This is a genomic window from Bacillus sp. EKM202B (assembly GCF_011066025.1).
GTDB classification, from domain to species: domain Bacteria; phylum Bacillota; class Bacilli; order Bacillales; family Bacillaceae_G; genus Bacillus_A; species Bacillus_A toyonensis.
The window spans coordinates 17,127-32,043 of the sequence record NZ_JAAMNK010000023.1 but is presented as its reverse complement, the minus strand read 5'-3'; the positions used below and the strand labels follow the sequence as shown (position 1 = coordinate 32,043).

Annotated in this window: 16 protein-coding genes, 2 pseudogenes, 1 riboswitch and 1 other annotated feature (1 of these 20 running past the window's edge); of the genes and pseudogenes, 9 read left to right on the top strand and 9 right to left on the bottom strand. The window is 34.0% G+C overall.

Annotated elements, in window-relative coordinates; genetic code table 11:
- Positions 1–6 precede the first annotated feature (6 nt).
- The 3 genes from rfbG to G9F74_RS22260 form a co-directional block, all read right to left on the bottom strand.
- Positions 7–1,062, bottom strand: coding sequence for a CDP-glucose 4,6-dehydratase (rfbG, locus tag G9F74_RS22270; RefSeq protein ID WP_016108824.1), 1,056 nt, complete (start codon positions 1,060–1,062; stop codon positions 7–9).
- Between the two features lies 1 nt (position 1,063).
- Positions 1,064–1,831 carry a glucose-1-phosphate cytidylyltransferase gene (gene rfbF / locus G9F74_RS22265; RefSeq protein ID WP_000648794.1) on the bottom strand — a complete coding sequence of 256 codons (768 nt, stop codon included), beginning with the start codon at positions 1,829–1,831 and terminating at the stop codon, positions 1,064–1,066.
- Positions 1,832–1,946: 115 nt separating this feature from the next.
- Positions 1,947–2,660, bottom strand: coding sequence for a hypothetical protein (locus G9F74_RS22260; RefSeq protein ID WP_016108823.1), 714 nt, complete (start codon positions 2,658–2,660; stop codon positions 1,947–1,949).
- A 343-nt stretch (positions 2,661–3,003) separates the two neighbouring features.
- On the opposite strand from G9F74_RS22260, the gene G9F74_RS22255 reads away from it, so the two are divergent.
- The 4 genes from G9F74_RS22255 to G9F74_RS22240 all read left to right on the top strand — a co-directional run bounded on the left by G9F74_RS22255 (position 3,004) and on the right by G9F74_RS22240 (position 6,055).
- Positions 3,004–3,384, top strand: a complete 381-nt coding sequence (locus G9F74_RS22255; RefSeq protein ID WP_002039109.1) for a MerR family transcriptional regulator — start codon at positions 3,004–3,006, stop codon at positions 3,382–3,384.
- Between the two features lie 119 nt (positions 3,385–3,503).
- Positions 3,504–4,832, top strand: a complete 1,329-nt coding sequence (locus tag G9F74_RS22250; protein WP_000402262.1) for a hemolysin family protein — start codon at positions 3,504–3,506, stop codon at positions 4,830–4,832.
- Positions 4,833–4,884: 52 nt separating this feature from the next.
- The gene (locus G9F74_RS22245; protein ID WP_016108822.1) at positions 4,885–5,295 is read left to right on the top strand and encodes an ATP synthase subunit I; all 411 of its coding nucleotides are present in this window, start codon (positions 4,885–4,887) and stop codon (positions 5,293–5,295) included.
- Between the two features lie 208 nt (positions 5,296–5,503).
- A complete protein-coding gene (locus G9F74_RS22240) occupies positions 5,504–6,055 on the top strand; it encodes a DUF2179 domain-containing protein (RefSeq protein WP_000938448.1) in 552 nt (183 codons plus the stop codon).
- 112 nt (positions 6,056–6,167) lie between these two features.
- Here the strand turns inward: G9F74_RS22240 and G9F74_RS22235 are convergent, their stop codons facing one another.
- A complete protein-coding gene (locus tag G9F74_RS22235) occupies positions 6,168–6,407 on the bottom strand; it encodes a DUF3923 family protein (RefSeq protein ID WP_000747675.1) in 240 nt (79 codons plus the stop codon).
- Between the two features lie 76 nt (positions 6,408–6,483).
- A complete protein-coding gene (locus tag G9F74_RS22230; RefSeq protein ID WP_000727885.1) occupies positions 6,484–6,864 on the bottom strand; it encodes a hypothetical protein in 381 nt (126 codons plus the stop codon).
- Positions 6,865–7,236: 372 nt separating this feature from the next.
- Here G9F74_RS22230 and G9F74_RS30185 point away from each other — a divergent pair.
- Positions 7,237–8,150 (top strand): annotated as a pseudogene (locus G9F74_RS30185) (tetratricopeptide repeat protein).
- 82 nt (positions 8,151–8,232) lie between these two features.
- On the opposite strand, the gene G9F74_RS22215 reads toward G9F74_RS30185, so the two are convergent.
- Positions 8,233–9,429, bottom strand: a complete 1,197-nt coding sequence (locus G9F74_RS22215) for an MDR family MFS transporter (protein ID WP_000834837.1) — start codon at positions 9,427–9,429, stop codon at positions 8,233–8,235.
- A 112-nt stretch (positions 9,430–9,541) separates the two neighbouring features.
- Here G9F74_RS22215 and G9F74_RS22210 point away from each other — a divergent pair, with 112 nt between their 5' ends.
- Positions 9,542–10,084, top strand: coding sequence for a CGNR zinc finger domain-containing protein (locus G9F74_RS22210; protein WP_002093554.1), 543 nt, complete (start codon positions 9,542–9,544; stop codon positions 10,082–10,084).
- Positions 10,085–10,125: 41 nt separating this feature from the next.
- Positions 10,126–10,877 (top strand): annotated as a pseudogene (locus tag G9F74_RS22205) (class I SAM-dependent methyltransferase).
- Between the two features lie 54 nt (positions 10,878–10,931).
- Here the strand turns inward: G9F74_RS22205 and G9F74_RS22200 are convergent.
- Entirely contained in the window at positions 10,932–11,075 is a 144-nt protein-coding gene (locus G9F74_RS22200) for a hypothetical protein (protein ID WP_000945246.1), read from the bottom strand.
- A 99-nt stretch (positions 11,076–11,174) separates the two neighbouring features.
- Positions 11,175–11,317: riboswitch (cyclic di-AMP (ydaO/yuaA leader) on the bottom strand.
- Positions 11,318–11,360: 43 nt separating this feature from the next.
- Positions 11,361–11,816 carry a GNAT family N-acetyltransferase gene (locus tag G9F74_RS22195; RefSeq protein ID WP_000602699.1) on the bottom strand — a complete coding sequence of 152 codons (456 nt, stop codon included), beginning with the start codon at positions 11,814–11,816 and terminating at the stop codon, positions 11,361–11,363.
- 231 nt (positions 11,817–12,047) lie between these two features.
- Here G9F74_RS22195 and G9F74_RS22190 point away from each other — a divergent pair, with 231 nt between their 5' ends.
- Positions 12,048–12,296: a GlsB/YeaQ/YmgE family stress response membrane protein gene (locus G9F74_RS22190; protein ID WP_000539733.1), complete on the top strand. Its 249-nt coding sequence runs from the start codon at positions 12,048–12,050 to the stop codon at positions 12,294–12,296.
- 63 nt (positions 12,297–12,359) lie between these two features.
- Positions 12,360–13,481, top strand: coding sequence for an AI-2E family transporter (locus tag G9F74_RS22185; RefSeq protein WP_016108821.1), 1,122 nt, complete (start codon positions 12,360–12,362; stop codon positions 13,479–13,481).
- Positions 13,482–13,509: 28 nt separating this feature from the next.
- Here the strand turns inward: G9F74_RS22185 and G9F74_RS22180 are convergent, their stop codons facing one another.
- A complete protein-coding gene (locus tag G9F74_RS22180) occupies positions 13,510–14,667 on the bottom strand; it encodes a 1-deoxy-D-xylulose-5-phosphate reductoisomerase (protein ID WP_016108820.1) in 1,158 nt (385 codons plus the stop codon).
- Between the two features lie 135 nt (positions 14,668–14,802).
- Positions 14,803–14,917, top strand: a binding site (T-box leader) (it continues 93 nt past the right edge of the window).

Sequence of the window (14,917 nt, the reverse complement as noted above, 5' to 3'; positions counted from 1 at the left end):
GCCCCCTTATAAATTTTTGAATGCTTCGATTTGTTGTCGTGTGAACGATTCTATATTTTCACCGGATGCATGTTTTTCGTACCATTCAACGGTCCAAGCGATAGCAGTTTCTGTTGATAGCTTAGGAGTCCAGCCTAGTTTATTTACTGCTTTTGTACTATCGAGTGTTAAAATAGGTGATTCATAAGGAGTATTTATAGTGGGAGAAAGTATTGTTAATGGTTTATTCCATAATTTTATTACAGATTGAATGACATCATGGACGGTTCTGTTAGCCTCGTTAATTGGTCCGAAATTCCATGCTTCTGCATACTCTTTATGCTTCCAAAGTTTCTCAGCTAAAAGGATATATCCATGTAAAGGATCCAAAACATGTTGCCACGGTCGGATAGCATTTTTGTTTCGAATACTTAAAGGATGGTCTTGTAAATATGCACGAATGATATCTGGGAATAAGCGATTTTCTGCCCAATCACCACCACCGATGACATTGCCTGCCCTTACTGAGGCGAGTGAAAGGGTGTTCGTGTGAAAAAAAGATTTTTGATACGATGTTGCAACTAATTCAGCACAAGCTTTACTAGCACTGTATGGATCATAGCCCCCTAAACGGTCGGATTCTACAAATGCTTGATTACCGCTCCCATCATTCTCATAACATTTATCGCTTGTCACATTAATAATGAGACGTACGCTTTCGACGTACTTTGCTACTTCTAGTACGTGAACAGTACCTAAAACATTCGTTTTAAATGTTTCAATAGGATCTTTGTATGAAGTGGTGACGATTGGTTGAGCTGCTAAATGAAATATAATGTCGGGTTTATGTTGCCCAATGGCATGTAATAAAGAATTGTAATCTGTAATATCTCCTTTCATTGTTGTGCACTCTTTCGCTACGTTACATTGTTCAAAAAGGTTAGGGATGGATGGAGGATGAGAAGAATAGCCGATTACTTCTGCGCCTAAAGAAGTTAAAAAAAGGGTGAGCCATGAGCCTTTAAAGCCAGTATGTCCTGTAATAAATGCTTTTTTCTTATTCCAAAAAGATGATGAAGTCATATTACCAGACCTTCCATGGAGCGTTATTATTTTCCCATAGCTCGACTAATTTATTCTTATCACGTAATGTATCCATTGGATGCCAAAAACCAGTATGTTGAAATGCTGCCAGTTCATTTTTGTTGACTAACTGAACTAAAGTTTCGGTTTCAAAAACAGACTTATCTCCACTAATGTAATTGAAAATATCATGATTTAAAACAAAAAACCCACCGTTAACCCATCCACCATCACCTAGTGGTTTCTCTTGAAAAGATGTTACAGACTGTTTATCTAATATGAGAGAACCAAATCTACCAGGAGGTTGTACGGCAGTAACAGTAGCCATTTTTCCATGTTTTTTATGAAATGCAATCAGTTCTTTTATATTTACATTACTTAATCCATCGCCATAAGTGAGGCAGAAAGGTTCATCTCCGACATAGTTTTGAATCTTTTTCACTCGTCCACCCGTTTCGGTATTAAGACCAGTATCGATTAATGTAACTTTCCATGGTTCTACACGATGAGAGTGGCTAGTAATTGTGTTATCGCTTAAATGTATTGTGAAATCGGACATGTGTAAGTTGTAATTTAGAAAGAACTCTTTAATTGCATATCCTTTATAGCCTAAGCAAATAATAAACTCAGTAATCCCGTAATGACTATACAAACTCATAATGTGCCATAGAATAGGTTTCGTTCCAATTTCAATCATAGGTTTTGGTTTTAAATGTGTTTCTTCCCCAATTCTTGTACCGTACCCACCAGCAAGAATAACAGCTTTCATTTTTTCCTCCTAAAATAAAAATTTATTATATATACAGTATTCATATTTTATGCAAATGAGATTGTTTTTGATTAAACGGATGAAATTGTGTGAGGTGATGGCAAGGCAGAAAACATTAAGGTTTGAACTTTGGAAATAATTCTTGATATTCAGGATTATTACGGAGGTCTTGTGTTACGTTACTAAGTTCTAAAAAACGGGTTTCCAATTCTTCAGGAGATTGACCGTAATGTGTTTGAAGTCCCATTTGAATACCCATTTTTGAAAGGGTAGGTGTAATTTGTAATTTTCTTGCCTTGGACTGTTCATTCCAAGGGCTAAAATAAAATTTTAAAATAAATGAAGGGTAGTCATAAACTATATTCCCGTGCCGTGAATAATGTCTACCAGGTAAATATGCACCATCTAGATGATTATGAATAAATCTCCAAGCACACCCGAGTTTTGGGTTATAAGGGAAGACACCGTGGTATCGTTGTTCTACTAATGGGATAGAATATCTTGGCTTTGAATAATTGTAAATATGACTATCTATCATTAAAATCATTCTAATCGCATACATGTTTTGTCCTAGTGTATGAAGAGATGAGAAAAACTCTTCTTTATTATTACAACAAAAGAACTCTGTAGTATTTAAAACGATTTTCCAACCTGAAACATCTCTTTCAATTTCCATCACTTCAATATCAGTATTAGTTGGATCAAACTCAAGAAATCTGGAGTCTCGCACTTCCCAGTGGGGTGCGAGTAGTTTACAAATCTCTACGGAACGATCAGTAGAACCTCTATTAATTAAAATACCGTGATCGAATATTTTTGTGTGATGCATAAGCCACCATGGGAGTAAATACTCTTCGTTATAAAAATGAGAAATGATAGTCCTTTTTATGTCAATCTCCTCCTATACAGGCAATCGTTATTAGTAGGATATGCTTTTAAATAAGAAAGGTTAAAAGGTGTGGGCTATATATTGATTAGGTAATAGTTTAGTAATTTTATTGTATAGCCGTAAATTACGGGTGTAATAGTAGGTTGATCTTGTAAGTTTGTATAAATTGTGAACAACAAACCGTCACGTTTGACTGTACAGTTTATGTGTTGTATGATGGTAGTAATATAAACAAGGGGGGAAGATCGTTGGGAAGGTGTATCGAATCGGACAGTTGGCTCTCATGGCTCACGTGTCGAAACGAACGATTGATTATTATACGAATCTAGGTATCTTGAAAGCGGAGCGATCTCAATCTAATTATCGCTATTACGACGAAACAGCATTTGAGACATTACAATTTATTGAGAAGTGCAAAGAAATGCATATGCCGCTTTGTGAGATTAAAGAGAAAATCGAGGAGAACAAGAAGCTGCTCGGTATCAATGAACACGTTTCGAAACAAGTGAATGAAGTGACAGACCATATTCATCGATTAGAAGCAGAGTTAACAGAGTTAAAGCCGCTTTTAGATGGATTGACTGATTCACAACGTGAAAAAATATCGAAATCTTTATCATGTCAAACGACAGCTTTAATACAGACACTTGCTCTATTATTATAGAATAAGTGAAATCCGACCTCTTTAATTTTTGTATCGGGCTATGTTTTCTAACGAACAAATAAGAAAACATTATAGTATACAGGAGGTGGACACCTTAGTTTTTTAACTAAGGGGATTCATTGGAAATATTTAATTTAGTCATGGTTGCGATTTTAATCGCATTTACTGGATTTTTCGTAGCAGCAGAGTTTGCGATTGTAAAAGTACGTTCAAGTCGTATTGATCAGCTTGTTGCGGAAGGGAAACGCGGTGCTTTAGCAGCGAAAAAGGTAACAACAAATTTAGATGAATATTTATCTGCTTGTCAATTAGGTATTACAGTTACAGCTATGGGATTAGGTTGGTTAGGTGAACCGACAATCGAAAAGTTATTACACCCGTTATTTGAGAAATGGAACATAAACCCTTCTATCTCATCAGTATTAACTTTTGGTCTTGCTTTTATGCTAATGACATATTTACACGTTGTAGTTGGGGAGTTAGCTCCGAAAACGTTGGCAATTCAAAAGGCTGAAAAAGTAACGTTGTTATTGGCAACGCCGTTAATGATGTTCTATAAAATCATGTATCCATTTATTTGGGTATTGAACGGTTCAGCTCGTATTATAACTGGTTTATTCGGTTTGAAACCAGCTTCTGAACATGAAGTAGCTCATACAGAAGAAGAATTGCGTCTTATTCTTTCAGATAGCTATGAAAGTGGCGAAATTAATCAAGCTGAATACAAGTATGTAAATAATATATTTGAATTTGATAATCGCATTGCAAAAGAGATTATGGTACCGCGAACAGAAATCGTTGGTTTCTACCTTGAAGATTCAGTAGAACAACACATGAAAGTAATCCAAAATGAGCGATATACACGTTATCCGATTTTTGGAGAAGATAAAGATGATATTATCGGTATGGTCAATGTAAAAGATTTCTTTATTCGATATATGACCGAGGATCAAAAAGATTTATCGTCAATTCGCTCGTATATGCGTCCGATTATTGAAGTGATGGAAACAACTCCAATTCACGATTTATTACTGCAAATGCAGAAGAAGCGAATTCCGATGGCTGTTTTATATGATGAGTACGGAGGAACAGCTGGAATTGTAACGCTTGAAGACATTTTGGAGGAAATCGTCGGCGAAATTCGTGACGAATATGATGAAGATGAAGCACCACCAATTCAACATGTGAACGAGTACCATAAAATTGTTGATGGAAAAGTGCTTATTTCAGAAGTAAAAGATCTGTTTGGATTACACATTGAAGAAGAAGATGTGGATACAATCGGTGGATGGATTATGATGCAAAATCATGAAATTGAAGAAGGACAACATGTTGAAGCAGAAGGTTATGAATTTAAAGTGTTAGAAAAAGACGCTTACCAAATTAAACGTGTTGAAATTCGTAAAATGGAACAAGAACAAGAAGAAGAGAAAGCAGCAACTGTGTAAGTTGCTGCTTTTCTTCTAAAGCATAAAAAATGAGGAATTAGGAGCGGATATTTTGATTCAAGAAGCCTTACGTGTATATCGATTACAATTGTATGCGATCTTTAGTGGTTTACTACTTATGTGGACGATTACTCCGTTTGGAAAACAAGTGACAGGATTCGGTATTGGATTAGCTGTAAGTGCATACTGTCTTTGGTTATTAGCTCGCAGGGTGGAGAAACTAGGAAGAAGTATTGTAATGAAAGAAAAGGCTCCTGGATTAGGGGTTTTAAACCGATTTGCAGCTGCAATTTTAGGAGCTATCATTATGTATGAAATTGAGCATGAAATGGAAATGTGGGCATTTGGTACAGGTATTTTAGGTGGCCACTTTTTAATGATTGCGAATTTAGCTTATGCAAATATACAGTTAGTAAAAGAAGAAGAGAAGCGAAGAGAAAAGAAAAGGCTTCTAATAACATAGAGCTATAATAAAAGGGGCCTAATGGGGGTTCCTTTTTTTATTTAAGCGAGTGAATGACAGGAATCAAATTCACGACAAATATAATACGCTTCTTTTTTCGGTTTTTCAATAGTACGAAAAATAATTTTAAAAAATTTAAAAACCCATCGATTTCTAAAGCTTATGTATGTTATCATGACAAAAGACTTTTTGAAAGAGGTGGATACCAATGTTACAAGCGTTACTTATTTTTGTGCTTCAAATTATATATGTTCCAGTATTAACAATCCGAACGATTTTGCTTGTAAAGAATCAAACAAGATCCGCTGCTGGTGTAGGATTGTTAGAAGGAGCTATTTACATTGTCAGTTTAGGGATTGTGTTTCAAGATTTATCAAATTGGATGAACATCGTTGCCTATGTCATCGGCTTTAGTGCGGGACTATTATTAGGCGGTTATATAGAGAATAAATTAGCAATTGGATATATTACGTATCAAGTTAGTTTACTAGACCGTTGTAATGAATTAGTAGATGAATTACGTCACTGTGGATTTGGCGTTACAGTATTTGAAGGTGAAGGAATTAATTCTATACGTTATCGCTTAGATATCGTTGCAAAGCGCTCTAGAGAGAAAGAACTTTTAGAAATTATTAATGAAATTGCACCGAAAGCGTTTATGTCTTCTTATGAAATCCGTTCGTTTAAAGGCGGATATTTAACGAAGGCGATGAAGAAGAGAGCGTTGTTGAAGAAGAAGAAAGACGATCATGCATCGTAAAAAGGGAATAGTGCCGCTTTAAAAGCACGGCATAATCACATATGTAAAAGAGAGGAATCGAATTAGATTCCTCTCTTTTTTATAAAAAGTATGTATCTGTTAATTTAAAAAACTAAATCGTATAATTGTTTTTTCTACTAACCCTCAAATTAATGATTAGCCATATAACTTGAATAAATATCGGTATGATAAACGCGATTAATAAAACAATAAGTGATATTGATTTAATTTCGGATGTTTGAGTAACACCAGCACCATCGACATCTCGTAGCCAAATAATAGCTGCCCACACTCCAAAAAGGATAATCCAAAATATGTTACCAATCCACCAAGAAATCCATCGTTTTTTCATGTTAGCACCCCTTACATTTACCCTCTGTTAAAAGTATATTTTCATACGTTACATTTATAATGAAATAACTCTAAAATTAATTTTTTTTAACTGTATATCTAACTTGCTTAAAAGTTATCATCTCTCCATCTTTATTATCATCCTTAGTCTGCAAAAGTTGAACTTTTGGCTTATAGTCTGTCCTATGAGCATCATTGATACCTGTAATATCAAGTTTGTAGGATTCACTATTCTTTATTTTTTGTTCCAATACTTTTTTATTAGCGACATAAATAAAAGTTACTTTATTTTCATCAATACCTTCCGTCTTAATTTCTAATTCATTATCTTTTGTTGTAATCGTTGGTGTTAATAATTCCATACTTCCGTTTCCGGTTTCTAAAGAATTTTCTGCTATAGTTGAACATCCTGATAATATGATTCCGATGAATAGAAGAACAATTAATTTCTTTTTCATAACATCCCCCAATTTCAAGTGATTTTTGATTTTGGCATTGCTAAACTGCTAGTGTGGAGCGTAAATGTTTAGCTAGTACTCATTTCAATTGCACCATAATATGTAAAATGTAACAGGGTGTATATCCAGTTTAAGAGAGATTGAAAAGTTTACTTATTGTTGTAAATCAGTATTTTTACAGTAGATATATATTTTCTTTCGAAAGCGGTGTTGTTAAAATCATTACGAATTGGATATCCAAATATATGATGAAATGTAGATAGGAGAAAGAACTTAATACGAAGTGAACTTATTGTTTATGGAAATTAAAATTGTTACATTTTAAAATAATAATATGGAATAGATGAATTCATTCACTTCGGAGGTAGTTACTTGAACATTAACGAGAAGGCAATTGAAATGTTTGAACAAAATGAATATGAGAAAGCAATGGAACTATTTCAACGAGCGGTACATGAATCTAGAGGTGTGCAATCTCTCAATAATCTTGCTTGGATGTACTTTTATGAGGAAGAGGATGATGCTAGAGCTCTTGAATTAATAAAAGAAGTTGTTAAGTTGAATCCTTCCTCATACTTTCCTTATAACATCTTAGGGGAAATTTACATAAAATAAAAAAAGTGGGAAGAAGCGAAAGAAGTATTACAAAAGTCTATTTCCATTCAACCATCCAATGAAGCATATCACAATGTAGCTGTAGCTCATTATAACCTTGGAGAGCTGGAAAAAGCTTCGGAATTTTTCTTGCGAGTTGCAGGGGATTCGGACTATATCATGTATAGCTATGTAAAATGTTTAATTGATTTAGGGAGAACGACAGAAGCGAAAGAGAAGTTAGATACTTTTAACAGGGAATCTGATGATCTTATAGGAGAAATTCATGTAGCAGATTTATATGTTGAGTTGAATTGCTATAAAGAAGCAATTGAATGGTTCGAAAGGGGATACAAAGAAGTTTGGAAAAGCCCCAATTGGATTGGTAGATTTGTTTATGCTCTATATAAAGCTAATAATTTCACGCGTATAAATGAAGTGATACGGGAATCTATCGAAGCGAAAACAGCAGAAATAGAAGATGTTCAGACTGAAGAAGTAGAAGAAAACTGGACAGAAAAAGATAAGAAAGAGTTAATTGAGGAATATACAGAAGAGAATAATTGTTATAAAACAATGATAGAACGTATCAAATCTGGATATGTTCCAGGGTTAGAATTTGAAACTTGTCATATAGGGGGGGCTATTTATTTGGTTGTAAAAGACATAATCATCTTGAATATGAAGAATAAAGAGATTCGACTGTCAAACATGACGGTCGAATTTTTTTATTATAGGTTGCTTGTCTAAAGGTACCATCTCGACTGAAATTTGTTAAAGATGTTTCGTATCATTACATAGGTATATATCCTCCTTAGGTAATCCTTTTTTTATATTTAAAATATGTAGTGAAATAAAACCAATAAGTCCTATTCCGCTGAAAATAAGCCATGGTGTATACATTCCGTTTAAGTTGGATGTAAAAGATGTACCGGTATAATTACCGATGATAAAACCAAATGCGAGTGATAGTTGATAGAATCCGAAGTAAGTAGCTGTATATGATTCGTTACTGTAATTTGCAATAGCGATATCAGCGTTAGGTAATACGAGTGTTTCACCAATTGTAAATAAAATTACACAAATAAATAACCAATAGGGGTGCTGGAATAAAGGGATGAGTAAAAAGGAAATGCCCATTAATAAAATACCGTATTTAATAATCGACAGCGTGTTGTATTTGTGAAATAGTTTTCGAAATAACACCATAAATATAACGCCTGTTATTGCATTTATCGTAATAACGAGTGTAGCAAGCTGGTTGCTATTACTAATGTTTTTCATATGAAGTGGAAGTGCGACAGTAAGCTGAGTAAACATAATATAGAAGAAAATCATGATAAATGAAAACAGAAGAAAAGGCTTGTTTTGTAAGATAGCCTGTATTCCTAATGTAATAGATGTGTTTTCAGTAGTGACTTGGAAGTGATTTTTAAGTAAGTAAAAGATAAAAGCGAATAACAGCATAAGTGATCCTGTTAGAAAGAAAGCATAGATGGAATCGAGTAAGAGTAAGAATCCTCCTGCAATTGGTCCAATTATTGCACCGCAATTAAAACTCAGGTTTAAATATGTAAATAAATTTTTTCTCATATGAGCTGGTTGTGAGCCGAATATGGCGCGAGCAGCAGGTTCGTAAAATGCGGTTCCGAAGCCAATAAGTGCAGAAGAAATAGAAATTGTATAGAAATCAGAGCATATTCCTAAAGCGATAAATCCGATTCCTCTTAAAAATAATCCGGCTATCATCATGATGATATAGCCTATTTTGTCAGCAATTAACCCTGAGAATAATGGGATAACTCGTGATGTGATGGTCATAACCGTCAATACTGTTCCTACTTGGACAGCAGAAAAATGAAGAAAGGTTAATAGATAAATAGCTAAAAATGCGTATACTGCAAAATACCCAAAAGACATAAAGAATGAAGAAATAAGCATGAAACGTATCGGTATTGAGAAACTTTTCATAAAACTCCTCCTAATATTGTAACCGGTAAAATCATTTAATGGTTAACTATTTTATATTATAATTATACATAAAGTCAGAAAAAAGTAAATTTTAAGAAGAAGGTGAATGGAATTGAATCAGAACGCACCACATGAATTAGAATATATTCGAGAATTTTTAAATACATGGAGAATACCAAATGATACGAGAGAAGCAATTGATTTGCTGCAAACAGAAGATAATATAAAGCAATTTATGAATAAATATTTTCATGAAGAGTTTCCGTTTCATACGATAGAGGAATTAAGAGGTTTTCGAGAAGATATTCGGATGACAATTGAAGGCGAAGGATCATTGCAAAAATGGTTAGAAAAATACCCATTTCATGTACATATAAAGGAAGATATGAAAGGTATTACATATGAACCAGTATATGAAGAGAATGTGTATACAAAAGTATTAAACATTGTGTTAATGTCAATTCAAGAAAATGTGTGGGGAAGGTTAAAAGCATGTCCGGATTGTCGCTGGGTATTTTATGATCATTCGCGAAATGGAAGTAAAAGATGGTGCGGTATGTATGCTGGAGAAGAAGGAGGAAGAGCATGCGGTACGATTGCGAAAGTGAAAAACTACCGGGCGAAGAGAAAAGGGCGATCTGGTTATGATATGTAATTAATATTAGAGAAAGCAAAATGGATGGGGGAATGTAGAATATGAAAGGTACGCAAATGTTAGCTTTAAATAAAAAGTGTTGGGATACAGTTGCACCTTATTTCTTTCAAGTGGATTGTTTACCGAAATATGGACCGTATACGGCGTCTGAAGATGAGATTCATTTGTTCGATTCAATTAAAGATAAAAAGGTACTTAATATTGGATGTGGAAGTGGGCATTCGTTGTAATATATGGCGGAACAAGGGGCAGAGGAATTATGGGGGCTTGATCTTTCGAGTGCACAAATTGAAATAGCGAATAAGACGTTAAAGGATTGGAATCCAAAGTTAATATGCGGAGCAATGGAAGAGGAAGGAGATATTCCGAAAGGGTATTTTGATATTGTATATTCCATTTATGCATTAGGTTGGACTTCGGATTTAAGAAAAACGTTGGAACTGATTTATTCATATGTAAAGCCAAGAGGAAGTTTTATTTTTAGTTGGGAGCACCCAGTATATTCAAACTTACAGTATGGTACAGAAGAAGTTGCTATAAAGTCTTCTTATCATGAGCGCCTATTACGTTTGAAACATTTAAAGGAGAAAATGTACAAGCGACATTATATAAGAGAAAAATAAGTACATACATAAATGAGTTAAATAGAGTGGGATTTAAAATTGAGAGAATAGAAGAGCCTGAACCATCGAGCTCGTTTGATGAAGAACTAGCTGAGCCGTCTACGAAATATTATTCTTTATATAAAGCTAGAATGGTGCCGACTACTTTTATTGTGAAGGCAAGAAAATGAAAAATACAGCGCACGCTTTTTTAGTGTGCGCTGTATTTTGTTAAAGGTCAGTACTTATCTTTTTGGTTGAAAAATATGTTGGAAAAAGTATTTGTGATGTAAGTTATCTACAACTTTATTTGCTTGATATGTGCGGTGTTGTTCGAGTCGAAGTCTTTGCTCCATCATTTTTATTGCGTGATCAGATAAACGTAACATAATACATCTCTCCTTTTCTATAAATATAGGTCTCTAAAATGATATCGATTCCAGATTTTATAGTTAAGGAGGTATACTGTGTAACATAGGCAAAAAGCACCTTCCTCTCCCATTACGCTTACGAGGTTAGCTGTCGGACTCGGGAAGTGAGAGTATCCCTACTTAAAAAAGATTCGCCCCAAGTAGCATTGCTACAAAAATGGTTCCCCCGCTCCAAAATTTGGACTCAGCAAAAGGTATTATAAAGTAAAAGATAACATAAATAAACTAATAAGTCAAACTATTTTATGTTTTCCGTCTCTTCAGTTGTGTAAGAATCATACGATCGGTAATTGTTATATCGGTTACTTCAATGAAGCCGTGTTTTTTATATAATGCAATAGCAGGGGTATTCGCTTTACCTGTTTGTACAATATATGCCATGGAAGAAGGGAACATGTTAAATATATAACTTAAGAGTTTCGTTGCAATTCCTTTTTGAAAAAAATCAGGCGATACAACTAGTCGGTGAATATCAATTAGCTGTTCTTCTTGCATAAAAGAAATAAAGCCGACAAGTTTATTTTCAGAAAAATATCCATAGAATGTTTCACCGCAATTTTGAATATCGTTTACAGTATCATATAAACGGGGGATTGCAGTACTGTTTAAATAATCTGCTTCAACTTTATAAGATGGAATTTGAACTTGTAAAATGGATGATGCAACTTCAAAAGAAGTGGCATTTAAATTAAGAATCATAGATAATGAAGCCTCCTTTGAATATGGTATATTAATATAATTGATTTTTGGGTAAGTTTGACAATGATTTTCTTTTTTGCATATAATATATGTATCTCCATACATATAATGTCCTTGCGTTTATTTTTATAGCAGAATATGGTTAGTGTAAATGAATTAGTAATCTTATATGAGAGTTTTGTTACTCTTGTATTTGATCATACAAACTATAATAGAAATGGAGGACTAAAAATGGGATGGATTATCACATTAATAGTTGGTGCTATTATAGGTGCAATTGCTAGTTCTATAACAGGTAAAAATTTCCCAGGTGGTATGTTCGGAAATATTATCGCAGGTTTATTAGGTGCTTCGTTAGGTGGTAGATTATTTGGATCTTTTGGGCCATCATTTGGTGGAATTCATGTCGTGCCAGCATTATTAGGAGCAATCGTATTAATTCTTATTGTATCATTTGTAGTGAAAGCTGCAAGGAAATAAAGATATAGATAATGATGAAAAGCCCTGAGTAAGGGCTTTTCATCATTCAAAGAGGTGGTTTCATTGGAAAAAGTAAATATAAGAAAAAGAGACAAGTTAAAAAAGTTTTTTAGGGAACAAAATTATTTAGCAGTGTTACTTGGATTTGCATTATTGTTCATTAACATATTATTGCTAACAAAAATTTCTTTCGTTTTTACTCCGTTTATCGTCTTTTTAAAAACAATATTCTTCCCGGTATTATTAGCCGGAGTGCTATTTTATATCTTGCACCCATTCGTTTCACTTTTAGAAAAGAAAGGTGTTTCAAGAATCGTATCGATAGCCTCGATATATTTAATAGTACTAGGATTATTTGTGTTTTTAGTTGTAACGGTTATCCCTATTATTAAAGATCAAATTGATGCATTAATAGATAACTTACCGTATTTCGGTCATGAAATCGAACGAGCAGCACGTAGATTTGGGGAAAGTAATTTACTTGGTAAAATTCAGGAGAATTTAAATATTGATGTAGCGAATATAGTAAAAGACTATACAGTTGATTTTACAAAGTCATTATCATCAGTAACTGGAAATGTAACTGGATTTTTAAGTACACTTACAGAAGTTGTTTTAACATTTGTCATGGTTCCGTTTATATTGTTCTATCTATTAAAAGATGGTGAACAATTACCGAATCACTTTTTGAAGTTTATTTCAGTGCAAAGACAACCGGCAGCAATGAGAATACTAGATGATATGCATTATGCGATTAGTTCGTATATAAGAGGGCAAATTATCGTTAGCTTGTTTATCGGTATCATGCTATTAATTGGCTATCTTATTATTGGTATTAAATATGCGGTATTACTTGCTATTTTAGCGATGATTGTAAATATCGTTCCGTACGTAGGTCCAGTTATTGCAATAACTCCAGCGTTAATTATCGCATTTATTGACTCGCCAGGAATGGTTTTAAAGGTAATTATCGTTATGATGGTTGTGCAATTAGCAGAAGGTAAGTTTATCTCCCCGCAAGTAATGGGGAAAAAGCTAGATATCCATCCGATTACAATAATCTTTATCATTTTAACTGCTGGTAATTTATTCGGTATTATGGGGATAGTTTTAGCAATTCCAGGATATGCGATATTAAAAGTGTTAGTTACACATGGTTATAGATTTGTAAAATTGAATACGTAAAAAAAGAGCTAAAACAGAGAAAACTGTTTTAGCTCTTTTTTATTAATAATTGATTTGCGTATTGGCGTGCCCATTGATCAGCTTCTAATATAGCATCGAGTGAAGGATCTTTTACGTTATGATGAGCTTCAACTGTATTGTAAATTGTTTTTTCGATATCAAAAAATGCAATTTCATTTTTAAGAAATAGTGCATTTGCAATTTCGTTCGCTGCATTTAATACGGCTGGAGTTGTACCGCCAATTTTGCCACATTCAAATGCGTATTGTAGACAGGGGAACTTCTCTAAATTTGGTTTTTCAAAATGCAAACTACCAATTTCTAATAAATTTAATTTTTCATAGGATGAAGGTAGTCGAGTAGGGTAGTGAAACGCATATTGAATCGGCATTCTCATATCAGGAGCACCGAGCTGTGCCATGACTGATCCATCAATAAATTCCACTAAGGAGTGAATGATACTTTCTTTATGAATCATAACATCAATTTTTTCATAAGGAATATTGAACAGCCATTTAGCTTCCATCACTTCAAACCCTTTATTCATTAACGTGGCAGAATCTATCGTTAGTTTTGCTCCCATTAACCAGTTTGGGTGTTTTAAAGCATCTTTCGCTTGTAATGTTTTCATTTCTTCACGTGTTTTATCACGAAAAGCGCCGCCAGAAGCTGTGACAATTAACTTCTCAATCTCTTTATTATTTTCTCCGTTTAAACATTGGAAAATAGCTGAATGCTCACTATCGACTGGAATTAGGCGGCATCCGTTTTGTTTCGCTAGTTCAGTTACGATATGACCAGCGGCAACTAAAGTTTCTTTGTTAGCGATGGCGATATCTTTCTTCACCTTTAATGCTTCAATTGTTGGGAGTAAACCTGAAACACCGACAACTGAACTTAATACAAGATTTGTATCAGGATGGGTAGATACTTCATTTAAACCATCAGTTCCATATGTAATTTTTGTATTTGTTGAAATACGAGAACGTAATGTGTCCGCTAATTCTTTTGTCGCTACGCTTACAATACGAGGCTGAAACGATTCAATTTGTTTTTCGAGAAGATCGATATTATAATTTGCGGTTAAACCGACGATTTTAAAATGTTCAGGATGAGCGGAAACGACATCTAATGCAGATGTGCCAATGGATCCTGTTGAACCTAAAATGGATATATATTTTACCATGAAAAAACCTCCAAAGTTGTTTCGATTACTTCTGCAAACCTATATATTATTAGACAATTAAGGTGGAAATTCCTGCTATATAAAACAGAAAATTAGGGTTTAATTGGAAAGGGAATGTGATAAACTGTAAAAAACGAAAAAGCAATGAAAGAGAAGAGTACATGTTCAAAACTTTTCAGAGAGCTGATATGTGGTGGGAATCAGTAAGGGATGAATATGGAATGGGCTCTGGAGCTTCTAACTGAAATGA

Excerpts from the sequence above, each read along its gene's own strand:
- G9F74_RS22180 (WP_016108820.1), bottom strand. The coding sequence starts at position 14,667 with ATGGTAAAATATATATCCATTTTAGGTTCAACAGGATCCATTGGCACA.
- G9F74_RS22235 (WP_000747675.1), bottom strand. The coding sequence starts at position 6,407 with ATGAAAAAACGATGGATTTCTTGGTGGATTGGTAACATATTTTGGATT.
- G9F74_RS22215 (WP_000834837.1), bottom strand. The coding sequence starts at position 9,429 with ATGAAAAGTTTCTCAATACCGATACGTTTCATGCTTATTTCTTCATTC.
- rfbG (WP_016108824.1), bottom strand. The coding sequence starts at position 1,062 with ATGACTTCATCATCTTTTTGGAATAAGAAAAAAGCATTTATTACAGGA.
- G9F74_RS22240 (WP_000938448.1), top strand. The coding sequence starts at position 5,504 with ATGTTACAAGCGTTACTTATTTTTGTGCTTCAAATTATATATGTTCCA.
- G9F74_RS22230 (WP_000727885.1), bottom strand. The coding sequence starts at position 6,864 with ATGAAAAAGAAATTAATTGTTCTTCTATTCATCGGAATCATATTATCA.
- G9F74_RS22190 (WP_000539733.1), top strand. The coding sequence starts at position 12,048 with ATGGGATGGATTATCACATTAATAGTTGGTGCTATTATAGGTGCAATT.
- G9F74_RS22200 (WP_000945246.1), bottom strand. The coding sequence starts at position 11,075 with ATGTTACGTTTATCTGATCACGCAATAAAAATGATGGAGCAAAGACTT.
- G9F74_RS22260 (WP_016108823.1), bottom strand. The coding sequence starts at position 2,660 with ATGCATCACACAAAAATATTCGATCACGGTATTTTAATTAATAGAGGT.
- G9F74_RS22195 (WP_000602699.1), bottom strand. The coding sequence starts at position 11,816 with ATGATTCTTAATTTAAATGCCACTTCTTTTGAAGTTGCATCATCCATT.
- G9F74_RS22255 (WP_002039109.1), top strand. The coding sequence starts at position 3,004 with ATGGCTCACGTGTCGAAACGAACGATTGATTATTATACGAATCTAGGT.
- rfbF (WP_000648794.1), bottom strand. The coding sequence starts at position 1,831 with ATGAAAGCTGTTATTCTTGCTGGTGGGTACGGTACAAGAATTGGGGAA.